Origin of the sequence: Lujinxingia vulgaris, assembly GCF_007997005.1 — a bacterium.
Classification (GTDB): Bacteria; Myxococcota_A; Bradymonadia; order Bradymonadales; family Bradymonadaceae; genus Lujinxingia.
Window position 1 is genome coordinate 29,127 of record NZ_VOSL01000025.1, and the last position, 16,043, is coordinate 45,169.

19 protein-coding genes are annotated in these 16,043 nt (G+C 64.0%); 9 read left to right on the forward strand and 10 right to left on the reverse strand.

All coding sequences use genetic code 11. The annotated features are described in order from the left end of the window. Positions 1 to 204: 204 nt before the first annotated feature. Positions 205 to 813, reverse strand: a complete 609-nt coding sequence (locus FRC96_RS05720; protein ID WP_146973547.1) for a type 1 glutamine amidotransferase domain-containing protein — start codon at positions 811 to 813, stop codon at positions 205 to 207. Positions 814 to 1,020: 207 nt separating this feature from the next. Here FRC96_RS05720 and FRC96_RS05725 point away from each other — a divergent pair, with 207 nt between their 5' ends. The 3 genes from FRC96_RS05725 to FRC96_RS05735 all read left to right on the forward strand — a co-directional run bounded on the left by FRC96_RS05725 (position 1,021) and on the right by FRC96_RS05735 (position 3,715). Continuing rightward, the gene (locus FRC96_RS05725; protein WP_146973548.1) at positions 1,021 to 1,641 is read left to right on the forward strand and encodes a YdeI/OmpD-associated family protein; all 621 of its coding nucleotides are present in this window, start codon (positions 1,021 to 1,023) and stop codon (positions 1,639 to 1,641) included. 137 nt (positions 1,642 to 1,778) lie between these two features. Further along, complete coding sequence (locus FRC96_RS05730) at positions 1,779 to 2,441, forward strand: ArsR/SmtB family transcription factor (RefSeq protein WP_146973549.1); 663 nt, start codon at positions 1,779 to 1,781, stop codon at positions 2,439 to 2,441. Next, entirely contained in the window at positions 2,438 to 3,715 is a 1,278-nt protein-coding gene (locus FRC96_RS05735; protein WP_146973550.1) for an MFS transporter, read from the forward strand. Before FRC96_RS05730 ends, FRC96_RS05735 begins: the two co-directional genes overlap by 4 nt. Positions 3,716 to 3,862: 147 nt before the next feature. On the opposite strand, the gene FRC96_RS05740 is transcribed toward FRC96_RS05735, so the two are convergent. From FRC96_RS05740 to FRC96_RS05755, 4 genes are read right to left on the reverse strand one after another with little or no spacing between them, the layout of a single operon-like run. Further along, entirely contained in the window at positions 3,863 to 4,297 is a 435-nt protein-coding gene (locus FRC96_RS05740; protein ID WP_146973551.1) for a DUF1801 domain-containing protein, read from the reverse strand. Between the two features lie 34 nt (positions 4,298 to 4,331). Further along, positions 4,332 to 4,697: a DoxX family protein gene (locus FRC96_RS05745; RefSeq protein ID WP_146973552.1), complete on the reverse strand. Its 366-nt coding sequence runs from the start codon at positions 4,695 to 4,697 to the stop codon at positions 4,332 to 4,334. A 29-nt stretch (positions 4,698 to 4,726) separates the two neighbouring features. Further along, positions 4,727 to 5,149 carry an SRPBCC family protein gene (locus FRC96_RS05750; protein WP_146973553.1) on the reverse strand — a complete coding sequence of 141 codons (423 nt, stop codon included), beginning with the start codon at positions 5,147 to 5,149 and terminating at the stop codon, positions 4,727 to 4,729. Continuing rightward, positions 5,146 to 5,475, reverse strand: a complete 330-nt coding sequence (locus FRC96_RS05755) for an ArsR/SmtB family transcription factor (protein ID WP_146973554.1) — start codon at positions 5,473 to 5,475, stop codon at positions 5,146 to 5,148. Before FRC96_RS05755 ends, FRC96_RS05750 begins: the two co-directional genes overlap by 4 nt. Before the next feature lie 209 nt (positions 5,476 to 5,684). On the opposite strand from FRC96_RS05755, the gene FRC96_RS05760 reads away from it, so the two are divergent. Beyond that, the gene (locus tag FRC96_RS05760) at positions 5,685 to 7,028 is read left to right on the forward strand and encodes an APC family permease (RefSeq protein WP_146973555.1); all 1,344 of its coding nucleotides are present in this window, start codon (positions 5,685 to 5,687) and stop codon (positions 7,026 to 7,028) included. Here the strand turns inward: FRC96_RS05760 and alkB are convergent. Next, positions 7,025 to 7,678: a DNA oxidative demethylase AlkB gene (alkB, locus tag FRC96_RS05765; RefSeq protein ID WP_146973556.1), complete on the reverse strand. Its 654-nt coding sequence runs from the start codon at positions 7,676 to 7,678 to the stop codon at positions 7,025 to 7,027. The two genes, FRC96_RS05760 and alkB, sit on opposite strands and share 4 nt — an antisense overlap. A 91-nt stretch (positions 7,679 to 7,769) precedes the next feature. Continuing rightward, on the reverse strand, positions 7,770 to 8,759 hold the full coding sequence (locus FRC96_RS05770; RefSeq protein ID WP_146973557.1) for an NAD(P)-dependent alcohol dehydrogenase: 990 nt from the start codon (positions 8,757 to 8,759) through the stop codon (positions 7,770 to 7,772). Positions 8,760 to 9,045: 286 nt separating this feature from the next. Between FRC96_RS05770 and FRC96_RS05775 the strand changes: the two genes are divergently transcribed. Together FRC96_RS05775 and FRC96_RS05780 are read left to right on the forward strand one after the other, a co-directional pair. Beyond that, positions 9,046 to 9,858 (forward strand): SDR family NAD(P)-dependent oxidoreductase, encoded by an 813-nt coding sequence (locus FRC96_RS05775; protein ID WP_146973558.1) that lies wholly within the window; start codon positions 9,046 to 9,048, stop codon positions 9,856 to 9,858. A gap of 122 nt (positions 9,859 to 9,980) precedes the next feature. Continuing rightward, a complete protein-coding gene (locus tag FRC96_RS05780; protein ID WP_146973559.1) occupies positions 9,981 to 10,562 on the forward strand; it encodes a hypothetical protein in 582 nt (193 codons plus the stop codon). Positions 10,563 to 10,675: 113 nt separating this feature from the next. Here FRC96_RS05780 and FRC96_RS05785 read toward each other — a convergent pair whose 3' ends face one another. Beyond that, positions 10,676 to 11,662, reverse strand: a complete 987-nt coding sequence (locus tag FRC96_RS05785; RefSeq protein WP_146973560.1) for a VOC family protein — start codon at positions 11,660 to 11,662, stop codon at positions 10,676 to 10,678. A gap of 272 nt (positions 11,663 to 11,934) precedes the next feature. Here FRC96_RS05785 and mnmH point away from each other — a divergent pair, with 272 nt between their 5' ends. Both mnmH and selD read left to right on the forward strand, forming a co-directional pair. After that, the gene (gene mnmH, locus FRC96_RS05790; protein ID WP_146973561.1) at positions 11,935 to 12,987 is read left to right on the forward strand and encodes a tRNA 2-selenouridine(34) synthase MnmH; all 1,053 of its coding nucleotides are present in this window, start codon (positions 11,935 to 11,937) and stop codon (positions 12,985 to 12,987) included. A gap of 5 nt (positions 12,988 to 12,992) precedes the next feature. After that, positions 12,993 to 14,045 (forward strand): selenide, water dikinase SelD, encoded by a 1,053-nt coding sequence (gene selD, locus FRC96_RS05795; RefSeq protein ID WP_146973689.1) that lies wholly within the window; start codon positions 12,993 to 12,995, stop codon positions 14,043 to 14,045. A gap of 52 nt (positions 14,046 to 14,097) precedes the next feature. On the opposite strand, the gene FRC96_RS05800 is transcribed toward selD, so the two are convergent. Continuing rightward, positions 14,098 to 14,664 (reverse strand): hypothetical protein, encoded by a 567-nt coding sequence (locus FRC96_RS05800; protein ID WP_146973562.1) that lies wholly within the window; start codon positions 14,662 to 14,664, stop codon positions 14,098 to 14,100. Between the two features lie 57 nt (positions 14,665 to 14,721). Between FRC96_RS05800 and bla the strand changes: the two genes are divergently transcribed. Further along, positions 14,722 to 15,522, forward strand: a complete 801-nt coding sequence (bla, locus tag FRC96_RS05805; RefSeq protein ID WP_146973563.1) for a subclass B1 metallo-beta-lactamase — start codon at positions 14,722 to 14,724, stop codon at positions 15,520 to 15,522. Positions 15,523 to 15,544: 22 nt separating this feature from the next. On the opposite strand, the gene FRC96_RS05810 is transcribed toward bla, so the two are convergent. Beyond that, positions 15,545 to 15,976, reverse strand: coding sequence for an MOSC domain-containing protein (locus FRC96_RS05810; protein WP_230469919.1), 432 nt, complete (start codon positions 15,974 to 15,976; stop codon positions 15,545 to 15,547). Positions 15,977 to 16,043 lie beyond the last annotated feature (67 nt).

Consider the following 16,043-nt stretch of genomic DNA (forward strand, 5'->3'; position numbering starts at 1 on the left):
GGCTGCGCCCAGCGCCTCAGATCTGCGCCAGGCGGCGCGAGCCCCGGAGCTTCGAGTTTGAAGTCTGCCTGCCGAGAGAGGGATAGGCTGGCGATGCGCCATTGCTTCGTCCGGGGGGGAGCCGTGTTTGGCGTGCTCCTCCCATTCTGGGAGCTCTGGCAGCGATGCAGGCGCACGCGCTCGAGTTGCACCTTGCAGGGGCCGCTATTGCATCGGGCTAACGTCAGACCCTCGGCCGTATCCCTGACCCGAAACGCCTTGCTCCTCGTGTTTGCCTTCGCAGAACTCTTCAATCGCTTTGGCGATGAAGGCGTCGAGGTCGCCGGGGTTGCGGCTGGTCACGAGGCCCTCGTCGACGACGACCTCTTCGTCGACCCAGTTGGCGCCGGCGTTTTTCAGATCAGTCTTAATTGATGGGTAGGAGGTGAGTTTGCGGCCTCGCACTACATCGGCTTCGACCAGCATCCACGGCCCGTGGCAGATCGAGGCCACCGGTTTATGCTGCTCAAAGAAGGCGCGCACAAAACGCACCGCGTCCTCATTCTGACGCAGAAAATCGGGGTTCATCACGCCACCCGGGATGAGCAGCCCATTATAGTCCTCCGCGCGGGCCTCCGAGACGGCCACATCGACCTTGATATGGGTGCCCCACTGGTCCTGGTCCCAGGCTTTGATCTGGCCTTCTTCGGGGCTGATGATGTGCACGGTGGCCCCTTCGTCGCGCAGGGCTTTGACGGGCTCGGTGAGCTCCACCTGCTCGAATCCGGTGGTGGCGAGTACGGCAATCGACGTGTTGTTCAGTCTCCTGTTCATGGTCGGAACTCCTCTTGGAAAAGACGGCAGTTTTGCCCCGAATGGGACAGGCTTGAACCTTGGGTCAAGTGCCGAGAAGTCCAGTAAACGGGCCATGAAGGGCGTGTGCGAGGAAGGTGTACGCTGTGGTAGTTTGGGGGACGCGCCGAGCGCTCAGGGCGGTCTTCTCGGCGACGCAACGATGAGCCATGGGAAGGGAGATAGTGGATGAATACCGGTGATGTGGACTCTTATCTCGAAGAGGGTTGTGGGCGCTGCAAGCACTACCAGACCCCGGAGTGCAAAGTGCATCAGTGGGCCGAGGGGCTTCGGGCGCTTCGGGAGGTGGTGCGCTCCACTGAGCTCGAGGAGCAGCTCAAGTGGGGTTCTCCCTGCTACTCGCTGCAGGGGCAAAATGTGGCGATGATCGGCGCGTACCGCGACAACTTCGTGTTGAGCTTATTGAAAGGCGCCGCGCTGCCGGACCCGACGAAGATTCTGGAGAAGCCGGGGCCGAATACCCGCTACGCGCGGGTGGTGCGATTTCGCTCGGCGGAGGAGGTCGTGGAGCGACGCGAAGCGCTGGCACAGCTTCTTCACGAGGCGCTCGTTTTTGAGCGCTCCGGGAAAGAGGTGGAGGTCGATGACGACGACGCGCTTCCCGCGGAGTTGGAAGAGCGTCTGGAGAGCGATCCCGACTTTAAAGAGGCGTTCGAGGCGCTGACGCCCGGGCGCCAGCGCAGCTACCAGATCTACATCGGAGGAGCGAAGAAGCGGGAGACACGCGAGGCGCGCGTGGAGCGCGCCGTGCCGAAGATCATGGAAGGCAAGGGCTGGAACGAGCGCTGAGAGCGAGGGGCCAGAAGGGGGCGCGTCGCCACGTGACGCTGGCCGGGGGAGGTATTCAAGAGGTTGGTTGAATAACTGCCTGTGCGCCTTGTTCAAGTGTTTGTTTGAACGCTTGATCTTTGCGCGCGGAGTTTTATATGGCCTCATCCTCTTTTCGACACTTTAAAGACACGGCCTACGCCCATCTGGCACAGGTGGGTAAGGCGCTCTCCAGCCCGGCGCGGCTGGAGATTCTTGAGCTTCTGGCTCAGGCCCCGCGCACCGTGGAGGTGGTGGCCGGCGAGATCCATCAGTCGGTGGCCAACACCTCGCACCATCTTCAGTCGTTGAAGCGCGCCGAGCTGGTGCGCTCTCAGCGTGATGGGCTGCATGTTCGCTACTCGCTGGCTGGCGATGATGTAGCCGCCCTGCTGGTGCGGCTTCAGGCCGTCGCTCAGCATCATATTGCGGGGTTGGAGAAGTTAACGCGGGAGTTTTTCGACGAGCCGCAGGACCTGGAGTCGCTGGACGCGGCCACGCTCCGGGCGCGCATGGATGCTGGCGAGGTCGTGTTGATCGACGTGCGGCCCCGGGTGGAGTTTGAGGAGGGGCATCTTGCGGGGGCGTTGTCGATTCCGCTCTCCGAGCTTGAGGCTCACCTCGATGAGCTGCCGCGTGATCGGGAGATTGTGGCGTACTGTCGCGGACCCTTCTGCACGTTCTCGGCTGAGGCGGCGCGCAGGCTACGCGAGCTGGGGTATGACGCCCGCCGCGCTGATATCTCGGTGCACAGTCTCGGGGAGTCGGGAGCGCGGGCATGAAGAAGTCATCGAAGAATGCTCCCGAGGTGCGATTGGGCCTGCGCGAGAACCTCGCGCAGTTCTCGTTGCTGGTGCTCGTCAACGCCTTCGTGGGCGCGATGATCGGGATGGAGCGCAGCATCCTGCCGGCCATCGCCGAGGAGGAGTTCGAGCTGGCAGCGCGCACCGCCATCCTCTCGTTCATCATGGTCTTCGGGGTGACCAAGGCGCTGACCAACTACATGGCCGGGCGCTGGTCGGACCGATTCGGGCGCAAGGCGGTGCTGATTGCCGGGTGGCTTGTGGCCGCGCCGGTGCCTTTTTTGTTGATGTGGGCGCCCACCTGGAGCTGGATTCTGGGGGCCAACGTGCTGCTCGGCATCAGCCAGGGGCTGACCTGGTCGACGACGGTGATCATGAAGATCGACCTGGCCGGTCCCAGAAACCGGGGCCTGGCGATGGGGCTCAATGAGTTTGCGGGATACTTCGCGGTGGCGCTCAGCGCGCTGGCCACCGGGTTCATTGCTGCGGAGTATGGGCTGCGACCGCAACCCTTCTACCCGGGAATTGTGTTTGTGGTGCTGGGCACCTTGCTCTCGATTTTTGCCGTGCGGGAGACGAAGCATCACGTGACCCTGGAGTCGTCTCAGACCACGACGACGGACGCCGCTACGTTATCGGCCTTCGGGGTCATCAAGCGCACGAGTTTCACCGATCCGGACCTCTCGTCGGTGAGTCAGGCCGGGTTGGTCAACAACCTCAACGACGGGATGGCCTGGGGGCTCTTTCCGCTGGTGTTTGCGGCCGCCTCGATGTCGCTCGGGGAGATTGGCACCCTGGCGGCGATTTACCCGGCAGTGTGGGGGCTGGGGCAACTCTTTACCGGCGCGTGGAGCGATAAAGTAGGTCGAAAGGGGCTGATTGTGGCCGGGATGTGGACGCAGGCCGCGGGTATCGTGGTCATCGCTTATGGTGCAACCTTCTGGGTGTTTGCGGTGGGCGCGGTGCTGCTGGGGCTGGGGACGGCGATGGTCTATCCCACGTTGCTCGCTGCGATTGGCGACGTGGCCCACCCGAGTTGGCGAGCGTCCTCGGTGGGCGTCTACCGTCTGTGGCGCGATATGGGTTACGCCTTCGGCGCGCTTGTGGCGGGGATCGTGGCCGACGCGTTTGGGCTTTCGGTGGCGACGCTGACGATCGCGGCGCTGACCTTTGCGTCAGGTGGTGTGGTGGCGGTGCGGATGCGGGAGACGTTGCGTACCCACGCTGCGGCGAGCACGACCGGTGCGCTGTAGGTTTCTTTCGGGGGGGAGAGGTCGCCCAGGTCTTGGTGTGCTGACCGCCTTTAAGGCGCGGGCTGAGGCTCCAACCCGGGCGTTGAGGCGTCGTCTCTCGTGGTGGCACCGTGTCACGACGACCGAGCAGGAGGATGTCGGTCGTCGTCAAAATAGAGGGTCGCCCGGGAGGTTCGCTGCCTGCGCGATCCAATCTCCGAGTTGCACTTCATCGAGGGGCTCGTCTTCGACGAGGTGCAGGTAGCGTACGCGCTCATGTTTCGAGTCGACGGGAGGTCGGGGTCGCAGCTCGTCGCCGTTGAGGAAGGTAACCTTGATGTAGTTGGTAAAGCAGTGAAAGGAGAGAAACCACCCCTGCCCCTTGATGCCGTAAAAGGGGGAGTTCCATCGCACCGCTTTTTGAACGTCGGGGATGGCTCGTTCGATGAGGGCGTCGAGCTGGCGGCCGACCTCTGACTTCCAGTCGGGCATCGCCGCGATGTAGGCCTGCACCGGGGCGTCGCCATCCCCTTTGGGGATCTGCGGGTTACCGCCAGCGAGCAGGCGAGGCGCTTCGGGAGAGTCTGGGGAGGAGGGGGGCATGGTGGTCTCCGGTGGGTGGACAACGTGAGACGACTCAGAGCGGCGCGATCAGCATTCGACCCAGGGCGATGAAGACGCACAGGGCAGCAACGACGAGCCAGTAGTACATCGGGCTGTGATCGCTCGCGTCGCCTGCCAGGTGCAGTCCAGACATCAGCAGCATCTCGGCGGCCACGCCCAGCGCAGCGACAATGGCCAGCGGAGCCAGTGAGGGCTTGAGTGCTGGAATCACAAGGCCAATGGCCAGAACGATCTCCACCAGGCTCATCGCCCGCCACACCCCGTGGGGTAGCGCACGGATCGAAGGTACGGCCTGTTCGGTGTTTGTGAACTTCCACACCGCGCCGATCAGGGTGTGGACGGCGAGTAGGCCTTGAAGGATCCAGAGCGCGATATTCATGGGGAGCCTCTCTTCTGGGGGTGTCGGACTCAGCGTGACGGCGAGGTGGTGAGAAGTTCTTGGAGACGATTCAGCATCATGCGCCAGCCGTAGCGCGCGCCGCCGCGGTTCTGCTTTTGATCGGGGGTAAATCCGGTGTGGCGCAGCGTCAGGCGGGTGCCCTGATCGATGGGGGTCAGCGTAAAACTCACCTGCGTGTCGAGCTCACCGACGACCCACGACCATTGAATGGCGTGAGGGGGATCGATCGCGAGGAGCTCACAGCGCACCGTGCCGTCCCAGCCCGGCTGCGCGGGGGCGCGGAAGGAAAAGCGCGCGCCGGGCTCCAGGCTATGGTTGACCACCGGTAGCAGCCACCGCTCCAGAAGCTCCGGGTCGGTAAGCGCGCGCCACACCAGCTCCGGCGGGTGGGGAAGCTCCAGGGTCATCTCGATGAGGTCGGGAGGGCTCATGGGTCGAGCTCCTTTAGGAGGTTTTCAAGTTGGCCGAGGTGGTCGGTCCAGAAGGCGCGGTAGTGAGCGATCCAGTCGATCAGAGGTTTGAGTCCCTCAGGGCGCACCCGGTAGTAGACGCTGCGACCGCGTTTCTGGCCGATGACCAGGCCGGCGTCTTTGAGCTGCGCGAGGTGTTGGCTGACGGCGGGCTGCGAGATGCTGAAGCGGGCGGTGATATCCCGCACCGGCGCTTCGCCGCGCGTGAGCGACTCGAAGATCGCCCGGCGGCTGGGGTCCGCGAGTGCTTGAAAGACTTTGTTTTCGATGGGGGAGGTCGTCTGCATGTCCCGATCTATAAGTATATGCTTATGGGTTGTCAACCGATCGGTGAGAGTGCGGATGTGGCAGGACGGGCGGGAGGGCAAACCGTCAAAAGGGGTGTGTTTACTGCCGGAGTCTGCGGGTGCTCAACGTGGCGAAGTTCGCGCTGGTGCGCAGAATGAAGGCCCCGGAGTACGTGACCGTCACCATGTCCACGAGAAGGTGAGCAGGAATGAGCGAGCGCAGCGCGAGCTATGAGCAGGGAAGTCTGGGGCTGTGGCAGACCGTGGCGATGGGCACAGGCGTGATGATCGGGGCGGGGATCTTCGCGCTGACAGGTCAGATCGCGGAGCTGGCCGGCGGGCTCTTTGCGGTGGCGTTTGTTGTGGCCGCGATCATCAGCGGGTTCAGCGCCTACAGTTACATCAAGGTGGCCAGCGCGTACCCCTCGGCCGGGGGCATCGCGATGATCCTTAAGAAGGCCTACGGGAGCTCCACGGTGACCGGGGCGGCGGCGCTCTTGATGGCGCTCTCGATGGTGATCAACGAGAGCCTGGTGGCGCGCACCTTCGGCACCTACACCCTGCAGCTCTTTGAGGGGGAGGTCTCGGATATCTGGGTGCCGGTTCTTGCGGTAGGGCTGATTGTGCTTGCGTTTGTGGTGAATCTGGCGGGCAACAAGGTTATCGGCACGGTCGCAAACGTGAGCGCGGTGGTGAAGATCGGGGGGCTGCTCGTGTTTGCGGCGATCGCGGTAGTCGCGTCCGGCGTCGAGTTGCAGGTGACGATGTGGCCACCGTCTGGAGAGCCCGGAGCTGCCGGGTTTGTGGGCGGGATCGCGCTGGGTATTCTGGCGTTTAAAGGCTTTACCACGATCACCAACAGCGGCGATGAGGTCAGCGACCCGAAGAAAAACGTGGGCCGGGCGATTGTCATCTCCATTCTCATCTGCCTGGTCGTCTACCTGGCGGTGACGTACGCGGTGGCCTCCAGCCTGGATCTGGAGGAGCTGATTGCTGCCCGAGATTACGCGTTGGCCGAGGCTGCGCGTCCGGCGATTGGCGGCTACGGCACGCTCTTCACCGTCATCATCGCGATCATTGCGACCGCCTCCGGGTTGCTCGCCAGTACATTTGCGGTCTCACGGATGCTGGCGATGCTCACCGAGATGGAGTTGATACCCCACCGCCATTTCGGGATGCCCGGCGATATTCAGACGCACACGCTGGTCTACACGGTGGTCATTGCGGCGCTGCTGGCGGCGATATTCGATCTCTCGCGGATCGCGTCGATGGGGGCGATCTTTTATCTGGTGATGGATATCGCCATCCACGTGGGGGTGTACCGCCATTTGCGCGACGATGTCGGCGCGCGCGCGCCCATCCTCATTGCTGCCACCATCCTCGATGCGGTGGTGCTCGCCGGATTTCTATGGGTGAAGATCGAGAGCGACCCGTTGATCGTGGTGTTCAGCGTACTGGGCGTCGCAGCGGTCTTTGCGTTCGAGCGCTTTTATCTGCAGCGGATACGCGACGAGGCGGCCTCTGAAAACACGCAGCAGGGGACGAGCGATTAACCCGCGCAGCGAAAGGTCAGGTTAAAGCGCCGGGGGCCCACGAGGCGATGATCGTCGGGCTTGAGAGGGAGGATGCCATGAAAACGCAGGCGGTCTTCGCCGCCCCAGACCACGACGTCGCCGTGGCGAAGTTGAACGCGCCGGGTGGGTTCACTGCGCTCGATTCCGCCGAAGAGGAAGGTCGCCGGAATACCCAGCGAGACGGAGACGATGGGGGCGTTGAGGTTGGACTCGTTCTTGTCCTGATGCAGGGACATGCGGTCGCCGGGCAGGTAGCGGTTGATCAGGCAGGTGTCGGGCCTGAAGTCCGCAAAGCCGGCAGAGGCGGCGGCCTCCTGTGCGAGGTTTCTCAGGCGATCGGGCATGGCGGGCCAGGCCTTGCCAGTCAGGGGATCGACGGCGACGTAGCGGTATCCGCGTGCATCGGAGACCCACCCGAGCTGGCCGCAGCTCGTCATCGCGGCCGACATGGTGTGGCCCCCCGGCGTTGTCATATGGCGATGGGGGGAGATGTTGGCGACGCCTTCGATCTCATGGAGCAGGTCTGAGGCCTGGTTGAGGGCAAAGGCGCGCAGCACGAAGGCCGCCGGACCCAGGACCTCGGTGGAGGGCTCGGCCAGGGCGTCGTCGTCGAAGAGGGGCAGAGTCATGGTGGCGGGTTGGGGCTCGGAGAAGGGGCGCTTTACGAGGCCCCCGGGGACATCTGTGGAGCATGGGCCCGCGAGTCATTCGACTGGCGGTTTACTCGGCGATGGTAAGAACGGTCTTTCCGGCGACCGCGCCACGCTCGACCAGGTCATGGGCCTGGGATGCCTGTTCCAGGGGGAAGATCTGCCCGATGATCGGTCGAATCAGCTCATTGCTGAGCAGGTCCGCGACCTCCTGGAGGTCTTCGCCTCGTGGCTCGACCCAGACCTGCTCGAATCGTTTCTTATAGCCGAAGAGGCTCGCTGCCGGACGCAGTAGGGGGAAGCAGAAACCGGCCAGCGTGGCGACGTTTCGGACGTAAACGCCGGTCGGAGTGAGCACGTCGCAGCATTGGCTGAAGGTGCGGTTGGCGACGACGTCGTAGATGACATCGTAGCGTTGAGGTTGTTCGCAGAAGTCGACGCGCCTGTAGTCGAGAACCTCCGAGGCTCCCAGATCCCGCATCAATGCGGCGTTCGCAGCGCTGCAGACCGCCGTCACCTCGGCATCAAGCGCGACGGCGAGTTGCAACGCGAAGGTGCCCACGCCGCCGGAGGCGCCGTTGATCAAGACGCGGTCGCCTGGCGAGACCTCTGCCTTGTGCACCAGGGCCTGGAACGCGGTGAGCGCTGCCAGCGGGACCGCCGCGGCCTCGGTATGGGTGAGGTTGTCGGGTTTGAAGCTCAATGTATCGGCACGCGTGACCACGTATTCGGCGTGACTGCCGCTGAGCGCAAAGCCGTTGCAGGCAGGTGAGGGGTTGGCGTCGACCATACAAAAGACCTCGTCACCCACCTCAAAGTCGGTGACCTCGGAGCCCACACGCGCCACGGTGCCGGAGGCGTCACTCCCCAGGATGAGTGGAAAGCTGCGCGGTGCAAGCCAGCGCAGCTCCCCGTTGCGGGTCTTTGTGTCGAGCGGGTTGAGGGAGGCCGCCGCGACTTTGATCACCACCTGGTTTGGGGCGCATTGAGGCATCGGTGCGTCGTGTACAAGCGTGAGCTTTGAAGCGTCGCCATAACCCTGAAGCGTGACTGCTTTCACGTGGTCGTCCTGAAGTCGAAGGAGCGTTCGAAGAGGGTGACGTGGTGATATTCGATTCGTCGCCGGGCGAAGAGCCCTGATTGATAAGCGCTGGTGTGAGGCAGTCAACCGAAAGGGCGAGTTGATGACCGCGAGGTGGGGCTGGACCGGGAGGTGGGAAGGTTGGTGCCCGATCCCCTGTGATGGGCGCGCCACGTTCTTATGCTCTCATCATCACAGGTGGTTCAACCGCAGGGCGGCAAGGCGCGGATGCGTCCGTGGACGCGCTCTGAGCGAAGGAGGAATTATGGACGTTTCTGGAAAGGTGGTGGTGGTGACCGGTGCAGCCAGCGGGATAGGTCGCGCGCTGGTCGAGGCGTTGCTTGCAAAGGGGGCGCGAGTGGCCGCCGTGGATCTCAAGGTGGAGGCGCTTGAGGCGCTTGTGGCCCGGGTTAACGCCGGCGAACGCCTCTCGACACATGAGCTGAATATCACCGATCGCGCTGCGGTGCGCGCGCTACCGGCGGAGGTGGTTGCGCACCACGGGGCGGTGGACGCGGTGATCAATAACGCCGGTATCATTCAGCCCTTTGAGCGGGTGCACGAGCTCAGCGATGAGGTGATTGAGCGGACGATGGACGTGAACTTCTTCGGCACGGTGTGGATGGTGCGCGCGTTTCTGCCCATATTGCTGCAACGGCCGGAGGCCTATCTTGTGAACGTGGCGAGCATGGGAGCGTTTTTGCCCGTGCCGGGTCAGGCGATCTACGGAGCGTCGAAGGCCGCGGTGAAGTTGATGACCGAGGGGCTCTATGCCGAGCTTATGGAGACGGCGGTCAAGGTCTCACTGGTGATGCCCGGGGCGGTGGCCACCGATATTGCGGCGAACTCGGGTGTGACGATGGGGGATGGCGAGGAGGGTGCTGAGGCCGGGGAGGGCTACCAGGCGTTGGCGGCCGATAAGGCCGCCGAGATCATTCTGGAGGGCATTGAGGATGAGCGCCTGCATATCCTGGTCGGGTCGGATGCGCGGCTGATGCAGCTTGCCAATCGCATCGCTCCGAAGGGCTCGATTCGGCTGATCCAGCGAAAAATGCGCGATTTGCTGGGGGATGCGTAGGCGGTTGCCGATACTTGCGCGGGCGTTGAATACGCAGGGTGACTGGCGCGTCAGTGGAGGCGCCGAGGCCCCGAGATTGGCTCCGGGCCTTGCGAGTTAAACACCTGGTTGATGGAGCATGTATGAAGCTGAAGACGCTGTTGATGATGATTTGTGTGGGGTTGGCGTGTGCTTGTGGCGAGGCCGAAGGCGATGATACGCCGATCGATGGGCCGGACAGCGGCAATGAGGACCAGAACGAGCAGAACGACCCGAGCGCCGGCACGTTCAGCCTGACGGTCCAGGAGACGAACATCGGCACGCCGCCGGCTGTGGAGCTTGAGGGGCAGACGAATGAAGCCAGCGCGGAGTTCGGGGCGAGTGTGTCGGAGGGGCGGCTTCGGGTGGTTGCGAGCGATGATCGCTTTAAGCTGACGATTGGTATCGACACCTCGGAGAACAACACGCTGCCGGGGGAGAAAGCGACCACCTCAGGGTTTGCGGTTGATACCTACGCGATTCTCGAGATCGATAACATCTACCACGGTATGCAGGGCGGAGGTTCGGTGAACTTTGACGCCTGCCCGCAGGAGGTGGGGGATCGTGTGACGCTCACTCTCAACGAGGTGCGGTTGGCCTCGGATACGAGTGACCACATCAAGAACACCTCGGGCATCGTGGAGGTGGAGGTCTATGAGAGTGATGGGTCGCTTTTTTGTGAGTGAGCGTCTCTCTTAAACGCATCATGCTTGATGTCGTTGGTATGAGGTTGCCAGAGAGGACCGGCCCTGTGGGTCGGTCCTTTTTTTGGAGGGTGGTGGTGCGCGCGGAGTTTTGTTCAGGTGCGCAGGTAGGATTCGAGCTGGTCGAGGGTGCCCGTCCACCCTTGAAGACTCGCCGGGTGCAGCGCGACAAATCCTTGCACCTCTCGCTCGGTAGCGTCGCGGGGCGTCCAGCGGATGGTGATGTCGGTGTCATCGCCATTGGGAGCAAACTCTACGCAGATATGGGTTTTTAAGGGCCAGTCCGGCTCGAAGGGATGGCGAAGCGGTCTCTGACCATGTTCATCGCAAAAGGTCTGTACCGCCGAGATGCGTCGCTCGATGACAAAGGCGTCGAAGTCCCAACGCCCCCATATCGGGTTACCTTCTGTTTTCAGCCCGTAGAAGAAGCTGCCGGAGGGGGAGGCGTCGAGCTCGACGTGGAGGGCGGGGTTTCCTTTGGGTCCCCACCAGCGGCTCAGGGCGTCGGGGGAGGTCCAGGCGGCCCAGACGCGTTGAAGCGGGGCATGCAGGGTGCGACGCATCTCAAAGACGACGTCTTCGCCTACACCTTCGTACGCGGCGCGAAGCGGGCGCAGGTTTAACTTCTTCTTGGCGAGCATCGCCTCGGTGACGCGTTTAACGCGTGACGAATCGGGGTCGCTCATCGCTTCGATCAGCGCCACCGGGGTGACTTGCCAGGAGACCCCGAACGGATCTTTGAGCCAGCCGCATTGCTGCGCCTGCGGATCACCGCCTCGGGTGAGGTGCTCCCAGTAGTGGTCGACTTCGGCCTGGGTCTGGCAGAGGATCTGCTGGGAGATGGCCTCGTTGAACGTGAACGCCGGGCCGCCGTTGAGGGCGACGAAGCGGTGGCCGTTGAGCTCAAAGGATACGGTCATGATCGCCCCCTCGGGTTGCCCGTGGATGTCGGTGCCGGCGTCGGTGTAGCGCTGGACGGGACCGATGACGCTCTCCTCGAAGATCGACGTGTAGAAACGAGCGGCCTCCTCGGCCTGATGATCAAACCAGAGGCAGGTGACGATGGGGGGCTGTTCCGACATGGTTCCTCCGTGGCGGGGAAAGGGCGGCGGGCATGTCGCCCCGGCGATCGAGGCGCTCTTCAACACGTGGTCGAGTGCGGCCCGGTGATTTCGACGCGGTATTGGCAAGAACATAAGAACGCGCAGCGCCTGGCACGTGCGGGAAGCTGGCGAAACAGGCCCAGTCGTGCAAAGGATGAGGAGCGCGACGCCGGGGAAGGGGAGGCGCCTGACGAGGGTTCGTAAGCGAGGACATCGCGTTGATGCGGTGATGACGTTGTTGTGAGGCATCCATGCAAGAGATCGAGATCGACGCGTTTCTGGCCAAAATGGCCGATGGGCTCGTCGCCTTTGACGTGCGCACCCCGGCGGAGTTTGAAAAGGGCCATATCCCGGGCGCGCTGAGCCTGCCGCTTTTTGAGGACGAGGAGCGCGTCGTGGTGGGGACGCTCTACAAGGAGGAGGGACGCCAGCGCGCGATCCTGGAGGGGCTGGGCTACGTGGGGCCGCGGATGCGCGAGCTTGTGGAGCGCGTTGAGACCGAGGTGGGCGCGGCATCGGGGCCGGTGTTGGTGCATTGCTGGCGCGGGGGGATGCGCAGTCAGAGCGTGGCTTGGCTGCTGGAGCTTTACGGCTTTGAGGTCTTTGTGTTGAAGGGGGGGTATAAGTCGTACCGGCGCTGGGCGATCGCGCAGATGGAGGATGTGCCGCCGCTGGTGGTGCTGGGCGGTCGCACCGGGGTGGGGAAGACCGAGATCCTGTGGGCGCTGCGAGACCTGGGCGAAGAGGTTGTGGACCTGGAGGGGCTGGCCAACCACCGGGGCTCGGCCTTCGGGGGGCTTCTGCTGGGAGAGCAGCCCACGCAGGAGCATTTTGAAAATGTGCTGGGAATGGCGCTGGCGACCACTCGCCGCTCCGGCAAAGCGGTGTGGGTGGAGGATGAGAGCCGGATGATCGGTTTTCGGCACCTGCCCAACGCACTGATCAAGGCGATCCACGCCTCACAATGTGTCGTGGTGGATGCTCCTCTCGAGGAGCGCCTGGATCGTCTGGTGGATGTCTACGGGGAGGCCGCAAACGCGCTCCTCGCGGATTCTTTTGAGCGAATTAAAAAAAGTCTGGGCGGGTTGCGAACATCGCAGGCCCGCGAGGCGCTCGCCGCGGGAGATGTTCGCGCGGCTGCCGCGCTGGCGCTTGAGTATTACGATAAAGCCTACGCAAAGGGCATCGCGCGTCGCGATGCCGACACTGTCATCTATATCGAGACGCAGGGGACGCCGCAGCACGTGGCGCGCCGGCTGATCGAGGTGCGAGAAGAACTGTCGCCCACCGGAGAAGTGCTATGAGCGAGCTGAACGAGACCCTTCGATTGACGCAGTACAGTCACGGTGCCGGATGCGGATGCAAGCTGTCTCCGGCGGTGCTGGATCGGATTCTGTCCAACCGGGTGACCACACCCGATGCGATGGCGAAGTTGCTGGTGGGCAACAGCTCGCGCGATGACGCCGGGGCGATGGACCTGGGCGATGGTCGTGTGCTGCTGAGCACGACGGACTTCTTTATGCCCATCGTCGATGATCCCTATGAGTTTGGGCGCATCGCATCCGCCAACGCCATCAGCGACATCTATGCGATGGGGGGCGACCCGGTGATGGCGATCGCCATTCTGGGCTGGCCCATCAACGTGCTGCCGGCCGAAGTGGCCGGGGAGGTGATGGAGGGGGCGCGTTCGATCTGCGCGGAGGCCGGTGTCGCGCTGGCCGGCGGGCATAGCATCGACAGCCCGGAGCCGATCTTCGGGTTGGCGGTCAACGGGCTGGTGGCGCTGAATCATCTCCAGCGAAACGATGCGGGTCAGGCCGGCGATACGCTCTTTCTGACCAAAGCGCTGGGCGTGGGCATCTTATCGACGGCCGAGAAAAAGGGCGTGCTTCGGGATGACGATCGGGGGCTTGCGGCGAGCTCGATGATGCGACTTAACGCGGTGGGAGCGACGCTGGCGAAGATCGAGGGGGTGCACGCGATGACCGACGTCACGGGCTTCGGGCTGCTGGGGCATCTCTCGGAGATGTGTGTGGGTGCCGGCGTGAACGCGCGGGTGAGGTTGGGGGCGGTCCGTCAGCTCACCGACCTTTCGTACTACCTGGATGCCGGCGCGGTTCCCGGTGGGACCGGGCGTAACTGGGAGAGCTACGGGCACCACGTGGTCGACCCGGGAGAGCGTGTGCGTCAGATTCTCTGCGATCCTCAGACCAGCGGTGGGTTGCTCGTGGCGGTGGCGCCCGAGGCGATCGATGCGGTGCAACGTGCGCTTACCGATGCCGGGCTTCACGAACATCTTGAGCCGATCGGCGAGCTGGTGGCGCGGGAGGGTGAGGGCGCGCATATCGAAGTTGAGGTGTGATGAGGCCGATGCCCTCGCTCAATGGCAGATGTATGGGGACAGGCACCGCATTTCAGCGCAGGGCTTTTCGCCACGCGGCCCGAAGTTTTTTGGTGAGCCCGGGGTCGTCCACCGAGGCGATGAGCGACTCCGCCAGCTCCTGGACGGGCGCGGACTCGGTGGCCTGCACGAGGGCCGCGAGGGCGATGATGATATCGTAGCGCACCATGGAGGCGTGCTTGAGGTCGGTGCAGTCCTCAAAACGCGTTTTCAGCGCCTGCATCACGCGCTCCCGCTGCGCATCACCGGCCAGCCCGACGCGCCAGATGCTCTGGAGCGTGTGGCGCGCGGTGACGGTGCGCTCGTCGTAGAGCAGGGCTTGCAGTCGTGGGAAGTCGCGGAGGATGCGCTCCTCGGGATCGCTGAGCGCCAGGCGTGCGAGAAGTTGCGCGGCGAAGGCGCGAACAGGGCCATCGCGATGATCGAGCTGCTCGACGAACTCGTCCCACACGTCGTAGGCCCATGGTACGGGGGCCTCGGTGATCGCAAAGAGCGTGACGAGCGCGTCGTAGGCTTCGGTGCGATCGTCGGAGGCGCGCGCGTCGAAGAGATGCTGGATCTTCTCGGGGAGTCGGGTCATGGCGACGTATCCGGGGATGAGTTCGGTGAAACGATCAGCTCAAGATGAGGATCAACGATGGTGGATGTGAAGCGTCTCGTCGCATGGTGTGCGGCGGTGGTGTGGGCCGGGTGCGCCGCGCCGCAGAGTGTTCTCGGCGATGGTAGTGGGCCGGAGGAGGGTGTGTCGAGCAAGGGGGCCGAGGTCTCCGGGGTGAGCTTCGAGGAGCTTGTGCCAGGGGTGTGGCTGCATCTGAGCCATCGACGCGTGGAGCCCTGGGGGAATGTGCCCTCCTACGGGCTTGTGGTGGAGCGTGAGGCGGGAGCGCTACTGATCGACAGCGCCTGGACGGACGCGCAGACCGCCGAGATTCTGGCGTGGAGCGAGGCGCGTTTGGCGCAGCCGGTCACCGAGGCGATCCTCACGCACGCGCACGACGATAAGATGGGAGGGGTGGGGATGCTGCGCGACCGCGGGGTGAAGACCTATGCGGCCGCAGACTCCAACGCGCTGGCGGCGGAGCGGGGGCTTGTGCCGGCCGAGCACCCACTCAGGTTCGACGCCGATGGAAACGTCGCGATCGGTCCGGCGATCGTCTTTGATCCGGGGCCGGGGCACACGGTGGATAACATCGTTGTGGGGTTGCCCGAGCACGACATCATCTTCGGAGGGTGTTTGATCCGCCCGGCGGGCGCGACCGACGCCGGCAACACAGCGGACGCCGATCTGGAGCATTGGGATCGGGCGGTGGACGCCGTCGCCAGCAGGTTTGAAGACCTGCAGATCGTCGTACCCAGCCACGGGCCACCTGCCGGGCGCGAGGTGCTGGCGCTGACGGTGCAGCTGGTTCGCGAGGCGCGCGGGGAGCAGCCGCGCTAAGAGAGCGGCACCTGATGGCGCGCTACAGGGGAAGTTTACCCTGCATGGGCGGAGTCGGGACCACCGACGCCCCGGGGTTGAGGGTGCCGCCGACGAGAATCTCGGCGTTGAGCCCGCCGCGGTGCACGAAGGCTTTAATCGCCCCCTTTTCGCCGGAGAGGCGCGCCATGCGTCGGCAGGGCTCACAGAGCTCAACACCACGCAGGCGAACCTCACCGACCCTGAACTCCTGGCCGACGAGCGCGTTGAGAGGGACACCCTCGACGACGAGCTGACGGCGGTGGCGACCGTCGCGAAGATCGATGTGATGGTCGCGGGCAACCTCTTCGAGGACCTCCCGCGCGATGAGGGTGACCTGGCGAGCGGGGTCGCGACCCAGGGCGGGGGAGAAGTAGCGGTCGCCGCGCAGTCCCGTGGCGGCGACGGCCTCGGCCTGAGCGACGGGACCTGGCAAGCCCCCTCGCTCGGCGCAGATCCAGATCTGGTGGAGAGTTCCCTTCCACGCTTCCGACATCGTGACC

Bases quoted from the DNA above. Each gene is read 5' to 3' on its own strand.
- FRC96_RS05720 (WP_146973547.1), bottom strand. From the start codon at position 813: ATGAACAGGAGACTGAACAACACGTCGATTGCCGTACTCGCCACCACC.
- FRC96_RS05725 (WP_146973548.1), top strand. From the start codon at position 1,021: ATGAATACCGGTGATGTGGACTCTTATCTCGAAGAGGGTTGTGGGCGC.
- FRC96_RS05730 (WP_146973549.1), top strand. From the start codon at position 1,779: ATGGCCTCATCCTCTTTTCGACACTTTAAAGACACGGCCTACGCCCAT.
- FRC96_RS05735 (WP_146973550.1), top strand. From the start codon at position 2,438: ATGAAGAAGTCATCGAAGAATGCTCCCGAGGTGCGATTGGGCCTGCGC.
- FRC96_RS05740 (WP_146973551.1), bottom strand. From the start codon at position 4,297: ATGCCCCCCTCCTCCCCAGACTCTCCCGAAGCGCCTCGCCTGCTCGCT.
- FRC96_RS05745 (WP_146973552.1), bottom strand. From the start codon at position 4,697: ATGAATATCGCGCTCTGGATCCTTCAAGGCCTACTCGCCGTCCACACC.
- FRC96_RS05750 (WP_146973553.1), bottom strand. From the start codon at position 5,149: ATGAGCCCTCCCGACCTCATCGAGATGACCCTGGAGCTTCCCCACCCG.
- FRC96_RS05755 (WP_146973554.1), bottom strand. From the start codon at position 5,475: ATGCAGACGACCTCCCCCATCGAAAACAAAGTCTTTCAAGCACTCGCG.
- FRC96_RS05760 (WP_146973555.1), top strand. From the start codon at position 5,685: ATGAGCGAGCGCAGCGCGAGCTATGAGCAGGGAAGTCTGGGGCTGTGG.
- alkB (WP_146973556.1), bottom strand. From the start codon at position 7,678: ATGACTCTGCCCCTCTTCGACGACGACGCCCTGGCCGAGCCCTCCACC.
- FRC96_RS05775 (WP_146973558.1), top strand. From the start codon at position 9,046: ATGGACGTTTCTGGAAAGGTGGTGGTGGTGACCGGTGCAGCCAGCGGG.
- FRC96_RS05780 (WP_146973559.1), top strand. From the start codon at position 9,981: ATGAAGCTGAAGACGCTGTTGATGATGATTTGTGTGGGGTTGGCGTGT.
- FRC96_RS05785 (WP_146973560.1), bottom strand. From the start codon at position 11,662: ATGTCGGAACAGCCCCCCATCGTCACCTGCCTCTGGTTTGATCATCAG.
- mnmH (WP_146973561.1), top strand. From the start codon at position 11,935: ATGCAAGAGATCGAGATCGACGCGTTTCTGGCCAAAATGGCCGATGGG.
- FRC96_RS05800 (WP_146973562.1), bottom strand. From the start codon at position 14,664: ATGACCCGACTCCCCGAGAAGATCCAGCATCTCTTCGACGCGCGCGCC.
- bla (WP_146973563.1), top strand. From the start codon at position 14,722: ATGGTGGATGTGAAGCGTCTCGTCGCATGGTGTGCGGCGGTGGTGTGG.